The 15,787-nt window shown below is 48.4% G+C and carries 15 protein-coding genes; 6 read left to right on the top strand and 9 right to left on the bottom strand.

From position 1 onward, the window contains the following. Positions 1 to 142 precede the first annotated feature (142 nt). Positions 143 to 976 carry a serine O-acetyltransferase EpsC gene (gene epsC / locus LZD49_RS00885; protein WP_234665421.1) on the top strand — a complete coding sequence of 278 codons (834 nt, stop codon included), beginning with the start codon at positions 143 to 145 and terminating at the stop codon, positions 974 to 976. Here epsC and LZD49_RS00880 read toward each other — a convergent pair. Continuing rightward, the gene (locus LZD49_RS00880; protein WP_234665420.1) at positions 969 to 1,562 is read right to left on the bottom strand and encodes a TetR/AcrR family transcriptional regulator; all 594 of its coding nucleotides are present in this window, start codon (positions 1,560 to 1,562) and stop codon (positions 969 to 971) included. The two genes, epsC and LZD49_RS00880, sit on opposite strands and share 8 nt — an antisense overlap. A gap of 206 nt (positions 1,563 to 1,768) precedes the next feature. Further along, a complete protein-coding gene (gene ppk1, locus LZD49_RS00875; RefSeq protein ID WP_234665419.1) occupies positions 1,769 to 3,868 on the bottom strand; it encodes a polyphosphate kinase 1 in 2,100 nt (699 codons plus the stop codon). Between the two features lie 145 nt (positions 3,869 to 4,013). Between ppk1 and LZD49_RS00870 the strand changes: the two genes are divergently transcribed. Next, positions 4,014 to 5,036: an aldo/keto reductase gene (locus LZD49_RS00870; RefSeq protein WP_234665418.1), complete on the top strand. Its 1,023-nt coding sequence runs from the start codon at positions 4,014 to 4,016 to the stop codon at positions 5,034 to 5,036. A gap of 98 nt (positions 5,037 to 5,134) precedes the next feature. Here LZD49_RS00870 and pyrE read toward each other — a convergent pair whose 3' ends face one another. Together pyrE and LZD49_RS00860 are read right to left on the bottom strand one after the other, a co-directional pair. Then, the gene (gene pyrE, locus LZD49_RS00865) at positions 5,135 to 5,776 is read right to left on the bottom strand and encodes an orotate phosphoribosyltransferase (RefSeq protein ID WP_234665417.1); all 642 of its coding nucleotides are present in this window, start codon (positions 5,774 to 5,776) and stop codon (positions 5,135 to 5,137) included. Positions 5,777 to 5,779: 3 nt separating this feature from the next. After that, positions 5,780 to 7,084 carry a hemolysin family protein gene (locus LZD49_RS00860; protein WP_255720880.1) on the bottom strand — a complete coding sequence of 435 codons (1,305 nt, stop codon included), beginning with the start codon at positions 7,082 to 7,084 and terminating at the stop codon, positions 5,780 to 5,782. 101 nt (positions 7,085 to 7,185) lie between these two features. Between LZD49_RS00860 and LZD49_RS00855 the strand changes: the two genes are divergently transcribed. Next, complete coding sequence (locus tag LZD49_RS00855; protein WP_234665416.1) at positions 7,186 to 7,875, top strand: NUDIX hydrolase; 690 nt, start codon at positions 7,186 to 7,188, stop codon at positions 7,873 to 7,875. Between the two features lie 10 nt (positions 7,876 to 7,885). Here LZD49_RS00855 and coaD read toward each other — a convergent pair whose 3' ends face one another. The 4 genes from coaD to LZD49_RS00835 form a co-directional block, all read right to left on the bottom strand. Then, complete coding sequence (coaD, locus tag LZD49_RS00850) at positions 7,886 to 8,368, bottom strand: pantetheine-phosphate adenylyltransferase (protein WP_234665415.1); 483 nt, start codon at positions 8,366 to 8,368, stop codon at positions 7,886 to 7,888. Positions 8,369 to 8,379: 11 nt separating this feature from the next. Further along, positions 8,380 to 9,285, bottom strand: coding sequence for a DUF3822 family protein (locus tag LZD49_RS00845; protein ID WP_234665414.1), 906 nt, complete (start codon positions 9,283 to 9,285; stop codon positions 8,380 to 8,382). A 39-nt stretch (positions 9,286 to 9,324) separates the two neighbouring features. Then, positions 9,325 to 9,816 carry an NUDIX domain-containing protein gene (locus LZD49_RS00840; RefSeq protein ID WP_234665413.1) on the bottom strand — a complete coding sequence of 164 codons (492 nt, stop codon included), beginning with the start codon at positions 9,814 to 9,816 and terminating at the stop codon, positions 9,325 to 9,327. Positions 9,817 to 9,945: 129 nt separating this feature from the next. After that, entirely contained in the window at positions 9,946 to 10,368 is a 423-nt protein-coding gene (locus LZD49_RS00835; protein ID WP_409021296.1) for a CBS domain-containing protein, read from the bottom strand. A gap of 160 nt (positions 10,369 to 10,528) precedes the next feature. Here LZD49_RS00835 and LZD49_RS00830 point away from each other — a divergent pair, with 160 nt between their 5' ends. Beyond that, on the top strand, positions 10,529 to 11,956 hold the full coding sequence (locus tag LZD49_RS00830) for an ATP-dependent RecD-like DNA helicase (protein ID WP_234665411.1): 1,428 nt from the start codon (positions 10,529 to 10,531) through the stop codon (positions 11,954 to 11,956). Between the two features lie 6 nt (positions 11,957 to 11,962). Here LZD49_RS00830 and LZD49_RS00825 read toward each other — a convergent pair whose 3' ends face one another. Next, positions 11,963 to 12,916 carry an L-threonylcarbamoyladenylate synthase gene (locus LZD49_RS00825; RefSeq protein WP_234665410.1) on the bottom strand — a complete coding sequence of 318 codons (954 nt, stop codon included), beginning with the start codon at positions 12,914 to 12,916 and terminating at the stop codon, positions 11,963 to 11,965. A gap of 170 nt (positions 12,917 to 13,086) precedes the next feature. On the opposite strand from LZD49_RS00825, the gene LZD49_RS00820 reads away from it, so the two are divergent. Beyond that, complete coding sequence (locus LZD49_RS00820) at positions 13,087 to 14,826, top strand: GMC family oxidoreductase (protein WP_234665409.1); 1,740 nt, start codon at positions 13,087 to 13,089, stop codon at positions 14,824 to 14,826. A gap of 29 nt (positions 14,827 to 14,855) precedes the next feature. Beyond that, positions 14,856 to 15,491 carry a gluconate 2-dehydrogenase subunit 3 family protein gene (locus tag LZD49_RS00815; RefSeq protein WP_234665408.1) on the top strand — a complete coding sequence of 212 codons (636 nt, stop codon included), beginning with the start codon at positions 14,856 to 14,858 and terminating at the stop codon, positions 15,489 to 15,491. Positions 15,492 to 15,787: the final 296 nt, after the last annotated feature.

Below are 15,787 nucleotides of genomic sequence, written 5' to 3'. Positions count from 1 at the left end.
GATTTTGTCCGTATAAGATGTGGCAAATTCCGCCCTCTTTAAAAAGAAAGTATATTTACCAAAATCTTTGAGTGCATTTCGTTGTTGCACGTTCAAAAGCAATACCAGCGATAGTTTGACGGTAGTTCAACCCCTATTTTTAATGACAGCCACCCAGCAATCACTTTTTTTTGAGCGTCTTAACGCGCAAAATGAAAAATATAGGTACAAGTTGCCATCCAGGCAGGATGCAGGGAAATTTATCCAGAACCTGATCAATTTTCTCTTCCCGATCAGCAAGGATTGCCCTAGCTGCCCGGCCAAGGACTTGGCGATGAAATATGCCGATTTGCGCAATGACCTGGATTGCATGCTGCAACCACTCCTGCCTCAGCTGGAACGCGACAAAGAGGAAATTCTGGATGAAGTTTTTGCTCAGATTCCCGGCATCTACGAGGCACTTTTAGCAGATGCCAAATCCATTACCGATAATGATCCCGCATCTGTAAGTATCGAGGAGGTAATTTCGGTGTATCCCGGCTTTATGGCCATTGCAACTTACCGTTTTGCAAATTCTTTTGCCAAAGCAGGCATTCCTTTGCTGCCGCGCATGCTTACAGAATTTGCGCACAGCCAGACTGGCATCGACATTCACCCGAATGCGACCATCGGCCACTCATTCTTTATCGACCATGGCACTGGCGTGGTGATCGGCGAAACGACCTATATCGGCAATAATGTGAAGTTGTACCAGGGGGTGACATTGGGCGCAACGCACGTCTCGAAATCGCTTGCTTCGCACAAGCGGCACCCGACGATTGAAGATAATGTAGTGGTTTATGCCAATGCTACGATCCTTGGCGGAGAAACTGTAATCGGGCACGATTCCATCATCGGCGGGAATGCCTGGTTAACGAAAAGCGTACCTCCATATTCGCTGGTTTATCACCAGAGCAAAATAGAGATACGCCAACACTCAGCTCCCTCAGTTACATAATGCTCCGGATGAATCTCCGGATACCTTCCATATACACAGGCTCGGCCTGTGGAAATGCGTAACGGGGCTGGGTGGTCATGGTAATGCTGATAAACCCGAAGGTTAGACACCACCATTCATAGTAAGTCTTGGTAACCAGGTCTCCCGATTTCGGGCGGAGTCCTGCGATCATTTCCCAAACCGGGTTATCCTTGATGCTCATGGCCTGCGAATACGCTTTCTTGGAATCGCAATAAGCCCCTTCCAGATTGAACATGACCTGAAAAACCTCCGGGTTCTCCACGGCAAAATGCCAGATCGTCTGCGCAACCTCCACCAGTTGTTTTTGCGGGTTGCTGAAATGACCCTTTATTTTTACAAACTCCGTTTGCAAATAATCGAAACCCTCCAGACGAATGGCTTCCAGGAGTTTGTCCTTGCTTTCAAAATATTCATAGAGAATAGGCGGGCTGTACTCAATCACATCAGCAATCTTGCGAATCGAAACAGCCGTCCACCCGTCCTCGCGGGCAATGTCCTTGGCTGTTTTCACGATGTCTGAGCGTACCTGTATTCTAAGCCGCTCTCTTCGCTCTACTATTCCCATGCTTAAAAGTGTCTTTTAGGATTGATTCAGAATGATATGTTCTCAAATATAATGATATACCCTGTACACTTCAAGACCACTCAAGACGTCGCAACGAAAAAAGCATCAGAAAATTTCTCTAGCTTTTCTACAAAGCCCGTCCATTAAATCTGACAGGGGATTCAGAAATTTAATGCTGATAAAATTTTTTTAAGCCAGCGGAAAGGTTATATTTCTGAACGACGCACCAGTCCGTTGCGCTCGACTTTCTCCACCAGCCGGTAGTTTGCATCCTGCGCCCGCACCTTCCCCCGCGACTCGTCTGTAATGCGTAAATTGTTCTGGTACAAGTCCAGCCTCACCGATTTTTGATTGTCGTTGACATAGTTTCTCAGTACTGTCCGCATCTGACCTTTGAGTGTTTCGTCGAGTACCGGAAAACAGATATCAATCCTTCGGTGCAGGTTACGGTGGGTCCAGTCGCAAGATGTGAGGTAAATCTCATCATTGCCCCGGTTGCCAAAATGGAATATCCGCGTATTTTCAATGTAACGGTCCACATGCCTGTTCACGATCACATTATCGCTGATTGATGGCAACCCGGAAATCAGCCCGCAGCTCTCGCTGATAATCACCTGAACCGGCACGCCCGCCTGCCCCGCCTGGTACAGCTTATCGATGAGGATATGGTCCTGCAGCTGATTGATTTTAATTGTAATAAACGATTTCAATCCTGCATTGCAGTTGGCTATTTCCCGGTCTATCAAGTCCAGCAATCGCTTTTGGAGATTGAACTGTGTGACAAATAGCGTATTGAAAGGTAGATACTTGTATTTTTTGGGTTCATCTTGCGTCGACAGGTAGCCAAAAAGCAGTTCAAGTTCGTTGGTAAGTTCCCGATGAGAAGTTAGCAATGCGTGGTCCACGATTTCTCGACTGGTAAGCCGGTAAAAACCACCCGTTCCGAGAAACGCATATCGCTCCCATCCCTTCTGCACCTTCCGCTTTACCAACGCCATCTTAGCATGTACCTTCAAACCCGGCACGCTCAAAAGTATCTTTACCCCTGCATCCCGCATTTTCTTCGACCACCGCAAATTCTCCTGAATATCCAGCTTGTCATTCAGTTCCACGTAGGTCGTAACACGCTTTCCGTTTTTGGAAGCACTAATCAGTGAATTGAGTATAAACGAATTATGGCTGATTTTATACAATGAAACATGAATCTCCCGTACATGCGGGTCCACAGCCGCCTCATTAAAGAATCTTACAATGGGTTCGTAGGATTGGTAAGGCAAATGCAGCATTTGATCCGCCTGCTGGATTGTCTCGAACACGGATTTTGTTTCCTCAAACTCCGGGTTCTGAACCGGTCGTTGATAAGGGTAGTCAAGCCGCCTGGATAAAATGGGAAATTTGGTAAGGTCCTGCAAGCACAAATAATCGCCGCGCTCATGGAAGTCCTGCATCGGTATGGCCACTTTGCCCACCAGATATTCACGGATGTAAAGCGGCATTCCCGATTCATAGAAATATTGGGAAGGCTGTACAAAATTCCGTTTTTCGAGCTGTTTGAGAATACGCTGGGCCACTTGCATCGGATATTCATCCTCGATCGCTAACTCCGTTTCCCGTTCGACACGCAATGCGTAACTTTCCAGGATGTTATAACCCGGGAAAAGTAATGGAAGGTTTTCACGTATCACATCCTCCATAAAGGCTACGTGCCGTTTCCCCTCCGATTCCGTCAATTCCAGAAAACGCCCATGTGGTTCCGCCGGAATGTTGACGGACGCGTACCAATCTTCATCGGCCTCCTGCTTATGCTGCATCCGCACGATCAGGTACAACTGCTTGGATTCAAACGCAGGCGTTTTGAGCGTCCGGCGGCTGTCCAGAAATACAGGTTGGAGATAACGGAAAAGATTATCAATAAAAAAACGCCTCGCAAAGGCTGCGTGCTCGGGGATGAATGCCTCGCGGTAATAGAGATGGACACCCTGATCCAGCAGCGCCGGAAGAATGCTTGTGGTCAGAATGTCATTGAATTCACGAAGCTGGTTTTCGACCGTTTCGTACACATGTTCGAGCAGCGATTCAGGAAAAATATTCAGTTTGGAACGGATGTCATTGCTCACCTCTCCCATAGCCAGCAGACTAGGGATCCTTACCCGGTAGAACTCCTTTGTCTGATATGCATAGATTCCCAGGAATCGCAATCGCTCCCTTACCGGTACCGTTTCGTCGTTTGCTTCCAGCAACAACCTGTAATTATTCGAAAGCCAGCTAAGATTGGTATCAAAGTAGGGGTAGGCAACGTCGATCATTGAGTGTGGTGTAGTAAGAGATCCAAAATTTGCTACAATATAAATACATTTGGTGGGTAAGGATATAACTTTGTAGGACAAAAATCATCGTTGTCGAATAAGTTTACAATGCGATATCTTCATTCAAAATCATCAATAAAATAATATGCGTTATCAATTATTAGGCCGCTCGGGCTTACGGGTATCCGAAGTTTGTCTCGGTGGCATGACGTTCGGTAAAGAATGGGGATGGGGGGCGGATAAGCACGAAAGTTTCAAGATATTCGAGGCTTTTGCCAATGCCGGCGGCAACTTTATCGATACCGCGAACCGGTATACCGAGGGCACTTCGGAGAAATATGTAGGCGAATTCGTCGAAACCGACCGCGACCATTTCGTGCTGGCCACCAAGTTTACGCTCAAAGACAGGAACGACGATCTCAACTTTGCCGGTAACCACCGCAAAAACATGATGCGTTCGGTAACATCCAGCCTGAAACGCCTCAATACCGAATACATCGATCTGCTGTGGGTGCATATGTGGGACAACACAACGCCCGCCGAAGAGGTAATGCGAGGCCTGGATGACCTCGTTACGCGCGGCCTGGTGCATTACATCGGCATCTCGGACACGCCTGCGTGGATCGTCTCACAAGCTAACACCATCGCCGACTTCCGTGGGTGGAATGCATTTGCCGCCATTCAATTTGAATATTCCCTCCTCCAACGCACACCCGAGCGGGATTTGCTGCCCATGGCCAAAGCGCTCGACCTGGCCGTCACTCCGTGGGGCGCCATCGGCGGCGGCGCGTTGACGGGCAAATATTTGAGAGGCGAATCAGGACGCGTACCCGACCATAGCACCCGCAGAAACGAGCACAGCGCCACCATTGCGCAGGCAGTGGTGGAGGTGGCTGCGGAGCTGGGCGTCACACCCGCACAAGTGGCCATTAACTGGACGCGTCACCGCAATCAGGTCATGATCCCGATCATCGGTGCTTCCAAAGAAAGTCAGTTGAAGGATTCGCTGGGCTGCCTCGACTTCCGTCTCACGGAATCCGCGCTGCAAAAGCTGGATGAGGTCAGTAAAATAGAACTCGGCTTTCCGCACGAATTCCTAAAATCCGACGGCGTAAAAGAAGAGGCGTTCGGCGGGCTTTATGAGAGTTTGGACAATCACCGCGAATAGCGGGTTATAAGCTCGGCGGTCAGCGGTCAGCCGTCGGTGGTCAACTTAGACCGCAGACGACTGACTGCAGACCGCCGAGCTCATATTTCCAGGGTTGCCTATTTCCCCCAACTGTCCGGTGCTACCCGCCAGGCTGCTAGGCTTTCGACTTGTTCGCTATTTACGTAGTTATGTTCCAATGCGAGCTGGATCAATGCATTGTAGTTACTGATCGTGTCGAGCTGTACGTTCTTTGCGGCGAAATTATTGGCTGCTACTTCGAATCCGTAGGTGAATATCGCTACCATTCCGGCTACTTCGATGCCTGCTTCGCGGAGGGCGTCCACTACTTTCAGCGAGCTTCCGCCGGTCGAGATTAGGTCTTCTACGATCACAACTGACTGCCCTTTTTCAAGTCTGCCTTCTATCTGATTGCCCATTCCATGCTTTTTAGGCTCGGGACGTACATACGCGAAGGGCAGCTCCAGCAAGTCAGCCACCAGTGCACCTTGTGCAATACCACCGGTTGCTACGCCTACTATGGCGTGCGCATTCGGATATTTGGTACGGATCAGCTCAGCCAGGGCTTTTTTGATGAATGTACGGGTGTCGGGATACGACAATGCCACGCGGTTGTCACAATAAATGGGCGATAACCAGCCGGAGCTCCATTGGAACGGCTTTTCAGGACTGAGCTTGATGGCCTGTGCTTCGAGCAGCAACTCGGCGATTCGTTTGGTAATATCCAGATCGTTCGGCATTGGTTAATCTTCAGATTCTTCGTTTTTATTATAATTGGTTACTAAAAGCTTGTCTATCCGGCTACGGTCCATATCGATCACCTCGAACTCAAACTGTCGCCAGGTAAATTTCTCGCCGGTTTGGGGGATATTTTCAAGAATGTGCAAAACGAAACCACCGAGGGTATTGAAGCCCACCAGCTCCCGTCGCTCGCTCTCCTGTATATTGATATTGAAATACTGAATGAAATCGTCGAAAGGCAATTGTGCATCGATGAGGTAGCTGCCATCCTCGCGTTTCACGATCTCTGATGCTTCCTCGATATCTTCGGAAATATCTCCTACCAATGCATCCATAATGTCGTGCATGGTCACCACACCCAACGTACCGCCGTATTCATCGACGATTATGCCAAAATACACGCGCTGCTCCTTGAATTTTTCGAGCGCCTGGTAAGCGCGGTTACTTTCCGGAAGATAAACCGGATCACGCATAATGGCAGTCAAATGCGCCATTTGCACTTCGAGATCGGTCGCAATGAGGTCTTTCACATACACAAGCCCGACTACATCGTCGACATTGCCACGGCAGATAGGATAAATGGAATGTCTCGAATCCAGGATCTTCGCTTTATTCTCCTCTTCGGTGTCTTCGAGGTCGAGCCACACGATCTCCTGCCGGTTGGTCATCAGCGAAGTTACCTTACGATCGCCGAGCTGGAACACATTATGTACAATTTCCTGTTCAATCTCTTCGAAAACACCACCCGAAGTCCCTTCCTGGATCAGACTTTTGATCTCCTCCTCAGTGACAGCATTTTCGGATTGCTTTATATTTAAGACCCTGATAATTAAATCACTTGAAAACCCTAACAACGCGATAAAAGGTGCCGTAGCCCTCGATAACACGTTCATTGGCGTGGCCATCACCTTCGAAATCGCCTCCGGATTCGACATCCCTATCCGTTTCGGAACGAGCTCACCGAGCACGAGCGAGAGGTATGTGATGAAAACCAGCACCGTACCTACGGCCAGCGAGTGGGCATAAGGCATTAAGGAAGGAACGCGGGAAATATTTTGCTCAAAATCGGCAGTAATATTGTCGCCACTGTACATACCGGTCAGCAAACCGATGAGCGTAATACCTATTTGAACGGTGGAAAGAAATTTAGTAGGTGAGTTGGCGAGGTTCAACGCGGCTTTGGCGCTCGAATCGCCATTCTTGGCTGCCGCTTCCAGACGGGATTTCCGGGAGGAAACCAGTGCTATCTCCGACATCGAAAAAAGGCCATTGAGCAGCACCAGAAATAGAATTATCAGGAGTTCCAAGAACTGTTGGGTTGTTACAACCACAAATTTATCAATAATAATCTCTGCCTAAACTAAACTCTTTACTTAATTTTGCTAACCATTCACGTACCCACTGCAAAATGACCATTTTTTTCGACGACCGTCCTGTCAGAATTGTACGGACCAATCAGTTGTCTGCCGCCGAAACTTCGCGTTTTGAACACATTGTAGATTTGCGGCTGGAAAAGCTGCAGAGAAGCATGCTCACAGGCCATGTCCTATTCCTGAATTCTACAACGACAAGCGCCATTCAGGTGATCCAGATGCTCGAAAAGGAATTTCCGACAGAAATGCTCTCGATTACAATGGCTACCCGCGAAAAAACGGAGATTGAGGACAGGATTAAGGCTCAGTATAAAGTAATTAAGGCTGCCGGCGGAGTGGTAGTAAAGGATGGCAAATGGCTCTTCATGTACCGTCGCAAAATGTGGGATTTACCCAAAGGAAAACTCGACAAAGGCGAAAATTCCAAAACCGCCGCCACGCGCGAAATTGAAGAAGAAACCGGTGTCAAAGCGCTCATCCGCGATAAAATATGCACGACGTGGCATACCTATACGCTCAACAACAGCCGCATTCTCAAACGTACTAAATGGTATCTTTTCGATTGCCTGGATGATTCTAAAATGATGCCGCAGGCTGAGGAACAGATCGAAAAGTTGGATTGGTATGAGCCGACGGAAGTAAAGCCGCTGCTGATCAAATCATACAGCTCTATCCGATACGTTATCGACAGCCTGAAAAGGGCCTATAATCTGAAAGAGTCCTGAAAAAATCAGTCTAAATATCCTGTTCGGCCTTTTTGAGTTCGGAAAGGGAATAAGGAAGAAAATTATCCACGGCCTGTCCATAACGGTGTAGGTCGCGGATAATGCTCGAACTGATCGGTGCAAGGCTCGGTGAGGTGATCAGGAACACTGTTTCGATCTCTTCATACAAATATCTGTTTACCTGCGAGATACCATTCTCATACTCGAAATCGGTCGTATTGCGGAGCCCTCTCAGCAAGAATCTTGCATCCAATTCCCTGGCGGTGTGAGCCGTCAGATCGTCGTAAGTGATCACTTTTACATTAGGATAGTCGACAAACGTCTTTTCAATCATTTCCTTCATCACATCGAGTGGGAAATAACGCTTTTTGGTCGCATTATTACCGATACCGATCACAACCTGATCAAACAACCGCAATCCGCGCAGGACGATATCTTCGTGACCCCTGGTAAAAGGATCGAACGATCCCGGAAATAATGCGACACGGTTCATAGAAGGCAGTATTAGGACGAAATGAGATAAGTATTGAATAAACCGAAATATCGGTGCCCGGGCACTTCCGCGCATTGCGGGCTGTATTTCAATGTCGTTGGCCGGGTGCCCATATGTAAATTGGGAAAAAATCGCGATAATTCGTGATAGGCATCCGCAGAAGGCAAAATTTCGCCGTAACAAAGCACTTTAATCTCCTCCGGCAGGATATTGAGCTGATTCAATGTGAACAGGATAATATAGGCAAGCTCTTGTGTCTGGCTATATTTAAAACGGTTGCAAAGCACCAATTGCTGGCTTTCGCTTACCACCAGCGTGAAATGGTCTTTTTCGAAATAGAGCGACATCATCCGCATTTCCTGATGCTCCACGTGATTCACCAGCGATCCGATCGCCAGGGCGCTCGTGAGGTGATAAAAAGTGACGGTCGATGCGCTGAAATGGTTGACGACCCAATCGTACCAAAGCTCCTGAATGCTAAAAACATTCTGCGCATGTACGAGCGGCAAATCATGCCATAGCACTTTTTCATGCTTCGAAACAGGGCTCCCCAATGCGAAGGACAGATATTCGTAAGCGGATTCAGCGGTGAAGAGCAGATTAGGCACCAATGTAAATGCATGTGAGTTCACTGTCACACGCACGTTCTTCCAGTTGTTTGACGACCACGATAAATGCCCGCTGAAAATCCGTTTCAACCGTTCGAAAATTTCTGCCGGCGTGAGTGCATTCTCGAAGAAGTAATCTTCCAGCCAGATGCATTCCATATTTTCATCCCTCACAATACAGAAACGGATACGCCGTTCATCGAGCTCGATACAAAGCGTACAGAGCGGGATACTGGCCGCATCGAATGAATTGTCTCCTACCAGCAGCGTCGGAATAACTTCTATTAACTGGTTTTCAGAATTTGTCACGTCTTTGGGGTCGTGTTGGTTTAATGGTCATACCGGCCTTTAATCACCGGTAATATATTTGTTCAATTTAAAAATCCCTGCCAGCGAGCCTGCCATGTTCAGAATCCGGTGGCGTTGCGCCGGTTCAAATGCCTGGATTTCGTCCCAGGTCATAAATTGGACGCCACGGATAATCTGCCTGTCGCCCGCCAGCTCAGGATCGAGCCCGGAAGCCGCTTCACCTATAAAGGATTTGATCTCAAAAAACAACTCCACAGCATGTAACGGTGGGGCGATATGCTCATTTATAAACAGCAGCCCTCCTACTTCCACTTTCAGGCCTGTTTCTTCGCGAAACTCGCGGGCTAGTGCAGACTCCGCCGTTTCTCCGAATCGGACACCACCGCCCGGAGGTGACCAAAATATACGGTCAGGCCCATAAAGCGCGTGGTTAACCAGCAGAAGCTCATCATCATGCACGCAAATCCCACACACACGTATGCGCACGGAACCGCCGTATAAAGCGCCTATATCTGGGTTTAAAGTCTGCAAAACCTGTTTTTTGAACCGGCAAATATAACTATCCGGCCAGAATAGGCAAGACATAATTCTTCCCTACCGCCTGAGGCATCACTGCTACGGGTGGATGAACGAGATCTTTACAAAAATGAATTGGACCAATCAGGAATAGGGACTTCCGGAAATATAGCTTTCGAGCGTGTTGATGTGCTCTTTCTGCTCATGAATGATTGCCGATACGATATCATTGATCGAGATGATGCCGATGAGCCTGCCGTCACGATTCACGGGCAAATGCCGGATGTGCTTGTCCGACATGATCTGCATACACGCCTCTATTTTTTCGTCCGTTTCAACGGTGATCACCTTGCTGGTCATTACGTCGCGGATAAGCGTATCTTTCGAAGCACGTCCCTGCAATATCCCTTTCCGCGCATAGTCGCGTTCAGAAAAGATACCGATCAATTCGCCATCTTCAAGAACCAAAACTGCCCCAATGTTCTTCTCGGCCATGAGTTCCAGGGCCTCAAACACTGTGTTGTCCTGCGTAACCGACCAAATCGCATTGACAGGCTTGTTGCCCATTACATGTTGTACCAGCATAGATGTTTAGGTTTTGGGGATTTCGAGATAAAAGGGAATCCAATATAGGCATTTGACCTGTTAAAATCCAATATCTTCTGAGTATATTTTTGTAAAAGAATGCGGTTTTGATATTCAAAATCCTTGCGTTAGATTCGTTCCCATGGATACCGACAAACTTTTGCCTTCCCAATTACTGCGCAGAAAATTCCCCTTCAAACCCACCGACGGACAACTTCGCTTCTTCGACCAGACCAACGACTTCCTGATTGAAGAAAAGGGGCTGGAACGTTACCGGGATTGTTTTTTGCTCAAAGGTTATGCGGGAACGGGAAAAACGACGATCATCAGTACACTTATTAAGGTGCTTAAAGACTTTGGATATAAGTCAGTGCTGCTGGCACCTACGGGTCGTGCGGCAAAGGTCATGTCAGGGTATTCCGAAAAGATCGCACTCACCATCCATAAGAAGATTTACAAGCAAACGGCCGACGCATTCTCGGGCACATTGAGCTTTCAGCGACAAAAAAATTACCACGATAACACGCTGTTCATCGTCGACGAAGCGTCGATGATCACCGACGAAGCCGATTTTGGCAGCCGCAGCCTGCTCGCGGACCTTATTGAATTCGTATTTGAAAACCCGGGAAACAAATTAATGCTTGTGGGTGATACCGCGCAGCTCCCTCCTGTCGGCAAGGACCTCAGCCCCGCACTAGACCGCGATTATCTGGAGAGGACGTTCTATATGTCTGTTTTTCAGGAAGAATTAAAAGAGGTAATGCGGCAGGACGAGCAGTCGGGCATTCTCTTCAATGCAACCCAGCTCCGCAACCAAGTCGGCGCGGAAGCAGCGGAAATTCACATTACTACCCGCTCCTACCGCGACGTTTTCAAAATGACAGGCGAAAAGCTGGAAGAAGGGCTTCGCTATGCCTATGACAAATACGGCCCGGAAAACTCCATTATCCTGACACGCTCGAACAAATCGGCCGTCCAATACAATGAATACATCCGGCGCGTCATCAATTTTTCCGAGGACGAGCTCGATGCCGGTGACAGGCTTATGGTGGTAAGGAACAATTATAACATTCTGGACGAGGACTCCCCTGCCGGCTTCATTGCCAACGGTGATTTTGTGGAACTTTTGAAAATCCGCAGAACAGAGGAAATGCACGGCTTCCGCTTTGCCGATGTGACATTACGACTGACGGACTATGAAAAGCAGCCAGAGTTCGATGCCAAAATATTCCTAGACACATTGCATTCTCCGTCGGCCTCCATGTCATCTGAAGACAACAAAAAACTTTACGAGAGCGTACAGCAGGATTATTTTTATATCAAATCCAAAAAAGACCGCGTGGAAGCATTACGGAAGGATCCATTTCTGAATGCATTGCAAGTCAAATTCGCCTATGCCTTAACCTGCCACAAAGCGCAGGGCGGCCAATGGAGCGCCGTATTTATCGACCAGGGGTATTTACCTGAGGAGCAAATCAATACGGAGTTCGTCAGGTGGCTTTACACCGCCATTACCCGCGCAACGGATGAAGTTTTCCTGATGAATTTTCACCAGCAGTTTTTCAAATGAAAAGCGTCAGGCTGGCACCGAAGCACGCTGAAGGCGATCGTTAATGGCTAGGCCTAGTCCGCCTGCCGGAACGAGCTCGGCTTTGATTTCGGTGACAGGCAATGCATCCAGCTCTCGCAGGTATGCAAAAAGATTATGCGCAGCCTCTTTCAAGTCACGGTGTGGACTCAGCAGGCGCTGATATTTCCGGTCGGCACCTTCGAGATAGCGATCGAACATCAAGTAGCCGGTATCGGCTTCGCCCATTGTAATTGCCTCCCTTCTATATAAATGCAACGGCTTTCGCGGCGCGTAATGGCTTTTTAGCATTCCCGGTGCCTTAGGATCCGACGTGGAATGCGGCATCAGCACCACCGGCCCTATCAGCGATTCGATCTCGTTGATGTCCAATCCCCCAAGGCGATACACGACCGTTTCATCGTTTTCAAAACCCACAATGGTAGATTCAATACCCACTTCGCACTCGCCGCCGTCGAGAATGTAAGGAATGCGATCGCCTAGCTGCTGATCGACGTGTTCAGGTTTGGTTGGGCTAATGTACCCGAATGGGTTCGCGCTCGGTGCGGCAAGCGGAAAACTCAGCTGGCTCAGCAGGTCGAGCGTCAGCGGATGGTTAGGGATCCGTACGGCAACCGTATCGAGCCCTGAGGTAACCAGATCCGGCACAATATCCTTTTTAAGCAGCAGCATGGTCAGTGGTCCCGGCCAGAACTTCTCGGCAAGTATGCGTGCTTTTTCAGGAATATCGGACACATAAATAGCCACTTTTTCAAGGGAATCCGTATGAATGATCAGCGGATCGAACGCAGGCCTGTTCTTGGCTTCGAAAATAGAAAGTACTGCCTTTTCGTTCAATGCATTACCTGCCAGCCCATATACGGTTTCGGTAGGAATGGCTACTAATTCGCCTTTTATCAGAAATTCTTTTGCGACAAGGAGGTCGCTGCCGGTTACTGCCAAAATATTATTCTGTTTTGAAAAACACAAAAATACGGCAGAGCGGAACAATTCCGAATATTCGCATTTAGATTGTTTTTAAATAAACCTGAATACATAAAAGTTGGCAGGCTGTTACCTGATCCCTGTTTATATTTATTGGTTAAATAGTACTATCTAAACAACCCTTTACTATGTTTCAAATCAAAGAACAACCTACCGTTTTCGACGTCGCCATCATCGGCTCGGGCGCGGGAGGCGGAATGGCAGCTTATCAACTTGCCAAAGCGGGTGCCAAGGTGGCTCTTTTGGAAGCAGGTGGATATTTCGACCCTGCTGATCCTAAATACATTACCCAGCTGAAATGGCCTTACGAATCGCCCCGTCGCGGAGCCGGTAACCACCGCCCGTTCGGTGACTTCGATGCTGCATGGGGTGGCTGGGAAATCGAGGGAGAACCCTATACACACAAGAACGGAACGCAATTCGACTGGTTCAGGTCACGCATGCTGGGCGGCCGTACCAACCACTGGGGCCGTATTTCCTTGCGTTTCGGGCCAAAAGATTACAAAAGAAAAAGCATCGACGGCCTCGGCGACGACTGGCCGATCAGCTACGAGGATGTAAAACCCTATTATGATCAGGTTGATAAATTAATCGGAGTTTTTGGGACGATTGAAGGTCTTGACAATGAGCCGGACGGTATATTTCTTCCTCCTCCAAAGCCACGTTTGCACGAACTTTTCCTCAAACAGGCCGGTAAAAAAGCAAACATTCCGGTAATTCCATCACGTCTGTCGATCCTTACCAAGCCTATTAACGACCAGCGCGGGGTTTGTTTCTACTGCAGTCAATGCTCGCGCGCCTGCCAGGCCTATGCCGACTTCTCGTCGTCGTCGGTACTGTGTATTCCTGCGATCAAAACCGGTAACGTAACCTTGATTAACCATGCGATGTGCCGCGAGGTACTTACCGATCCTACAACAGGACTTGCCACTGGCGTTTCCTACATCGACCGGGAGAAACTGACCGAGCACACCGTGAAAGCCAAAGTGGTGGTACTTGCTGCCAGCGCCGCGGAGTCCGCTCGTTTGTTATTAAACTCAAAATCACCACGTCACCCAAATGGCCTGGCCAATTCAAGCGGTGTTGTAGGCCGTTACCTGCATGATTCAACCGGTGCTTCCCGTGGCGCCTTCATGCCGCACTTAATGGACCGTAAGCGTTATAACGAAGACGGCGTTGGCGGTATGCACGTATACACCCCGTGGTGGCTGGACAACAAAAAACTCGATTTCCCACGCGGTTACCACATCGAATACGGCGGCGGTATGGGCATGCCGGCTTATGGATTCGGTTCAGGAATCGAAAACCTGAATGGTAAATATCCTACCAAAGACGGTGTCACAAAAGCAGCAGGCGGTTACGGCGCTTCGCTGAAAGAAGATTACCGTCGTTTCTATGGTGCCAATATCGGAATGGCTGGTCGCGGTGAGGCCGTCCCTGACTATAACAACTACTGCGAGATCGATCCTAATGTGGTTGATAAATTCGGTATTCCCGTATTGCGCTTCCATTACAAATGGTCTGATTACGAGATCAAACAGGCGAAACACATGCATGAGACTTTCGAAGAAATGATCCATGCATTGGGTGGTGTTCCAAACGGTACCAAACCGGGTGCAGACACCAACTATGGCCTTGCCGCTCCCGGGCGGATCATCCACGAAGTTGGAACCGTACGCATGGGTGACGATCCGAAAACTTCCGCTTTGAACAAATACTCACAGGCTCATGATGCCAAAAACGTGTTCGTAGTAGATGGTGGCTCCTTCGTGTCACAGGCCGACAAGAACCCGACCTGGACTATCCTGGCCCTGTCGATGCGTGCGTCGGAGTACATTGTCAATCAGGTTAAACAGAAAAATATCTAACATTTGAACCCTGTTCAAATCATAAGCATATGAAACGCAGAGATTCATTAAAGGCACTGACGCTCAGTTCGCTCGGCATCGCCGCATTGAACCCGCAGGTAGCCCTTGCCGAGCAGCGGGAGCTCGAAATGCAAAACCCGCCTGAAACCCCGCTCAAAATTCCAGGAGGAAGAACGAAGGAGGAAGCTATCCGTGATGCCAAAATAGCGAAAGAAAAATTTCTCACGGCACCGGAATTGGCAACTATCAAAGTTCTGGCAGACATTATCATTCCGGCCGACGATAAATCCGGCAGTGCCTCACAAGCAGGCGTCGTTGAATTTATCGACTTTATTGTCAAGGACATGCCGCAACACCAGACGCCATTGCGCGGTGGTTTGAGATGGCTGGAAAGAGAATCGCTTAACCGTTTTGGAAAAGGGTTTGTATTGGCTACCAAAGCGCAGCAAATCCAGATCGTGGATGACATCGCTTATCCTGAAAAAGCCAAGCCCATTCACAGCCAAGGCGTTGCATTCTTCAATTTAATGCGTAACCTGACAGCCTCCGGTTTCTACACTTCCAAAATCGGCATCGCCGATCTCGATTACAAAGGCAATACGCCTAATGTTTGGGAAGGTGTTCCGGCCGATGTTTTGAAACAATACGGTTTGAGCTACGACTAAGATCTGAGTTAACGCAAAGCAACTATCGGTTTGCAATGAATTATCAAAGTTATTTGTGGTTATAAGAAATGATCGATTGCGCCGCTGTGATGTCAGCGGCGCAATCTGTATTTAGCGGGCTACTCATCTCTTAAAAGCTATGAAAAAACTTCTGCTTCTACTTTTCGAATGCATTTCATTCCATTAGAAAAATGCCCAGACCTGCGCAGCGCCCGATTTTAACAGCCAGCAGCAACCCAATGATTTCAAAACACAAAATCCGATAGATATTCGCACCTTTGCACTCGATTCACTTA

This window comes from Dyadobacter sp. CY261, assembly GCF_021440085.1.
Classification (GTDB): domain Bacteria; phylum Bacteroidota; class Bacteroidia; order Cytophagales; family Spirosomataceae; genus Dyadobacter.
This window is presented reverse-complemented; position numbering and strand designations above follow the sequence as displayed.

Coding starts and splice junctions, on each gene's coding strand:
- ppk1 (WP_234665419.1), bottom strand. CDS start 3,868: ATGATCGACGTTGCCTACCCCTACTTTGATACCAATCTTAGCTGGCTT.
- pyrE (WP_234665417.1), bottom strand. CDS start 5,776: ATGCCGAACGATCTGGATATTACCAAACGAATCGCCGAGTTGCTGCTC.
- LZD49_RS00855 (WP_234665416.1), top strand. CDS start 7,186: ATGACCATTTTTTTCGACGACCGTCCTGTCAGAATTGTACGGACCAAT.
- LZD49_RS00830 (WP_234665411.1), top strand. CDS start 10,529: ATGGATACCGACAAACTTTTGCCTTCCCAATTACTGCGCAGAAAATTC.
- coaD (WP_234665415.1), bottom strand. CDS start 8,368: ATGAACCGTGTCGCATTATTTCCGGGATCGTTCGATCCTTTTACCAGG.
- LZD49_RS00820 (WP_234665409.1), top strand. CDS start 13,087: ATGTTTCAAATCAAAGAACAACCTACCGTTTTCGACGTCGCCATCATC.
- LZD49_RS00815 (WP_234665408.1), top strand. CDS start 14,856: ATGAAACGCAGAGATTCATTAAAGGCACTGACGCTCAGTTCGCTCGGC.
- epsC (WP_234665421.1), top strand. CDS start 143: ATGACAGCCACCCAGCAATCACTTTTTTTTGAGCGTCTTAACGCGCAA.
- LZD49_RS00835 (WP_409021296.1), bottom strand. CDS start 10,368: ATGGGCAACAAGCCTGTCAATGCGATTTGGTCGGTTACGCAGGACAAC.
- LZD49_RS00880 (WP_234665420.1), bottom strand. CDS start 1,562: ATGGGAATAGTAGAGCGAAGAGAGCGGCTTAGAATACAGGTACGCTCA.
- LZD49_RS00870 (WP_234665418.1), top strand. CDS start 4,014: ATGCGTTATCAATTATTAGGCCGCTCGGGCTTACGGGTATCCGAAGTT.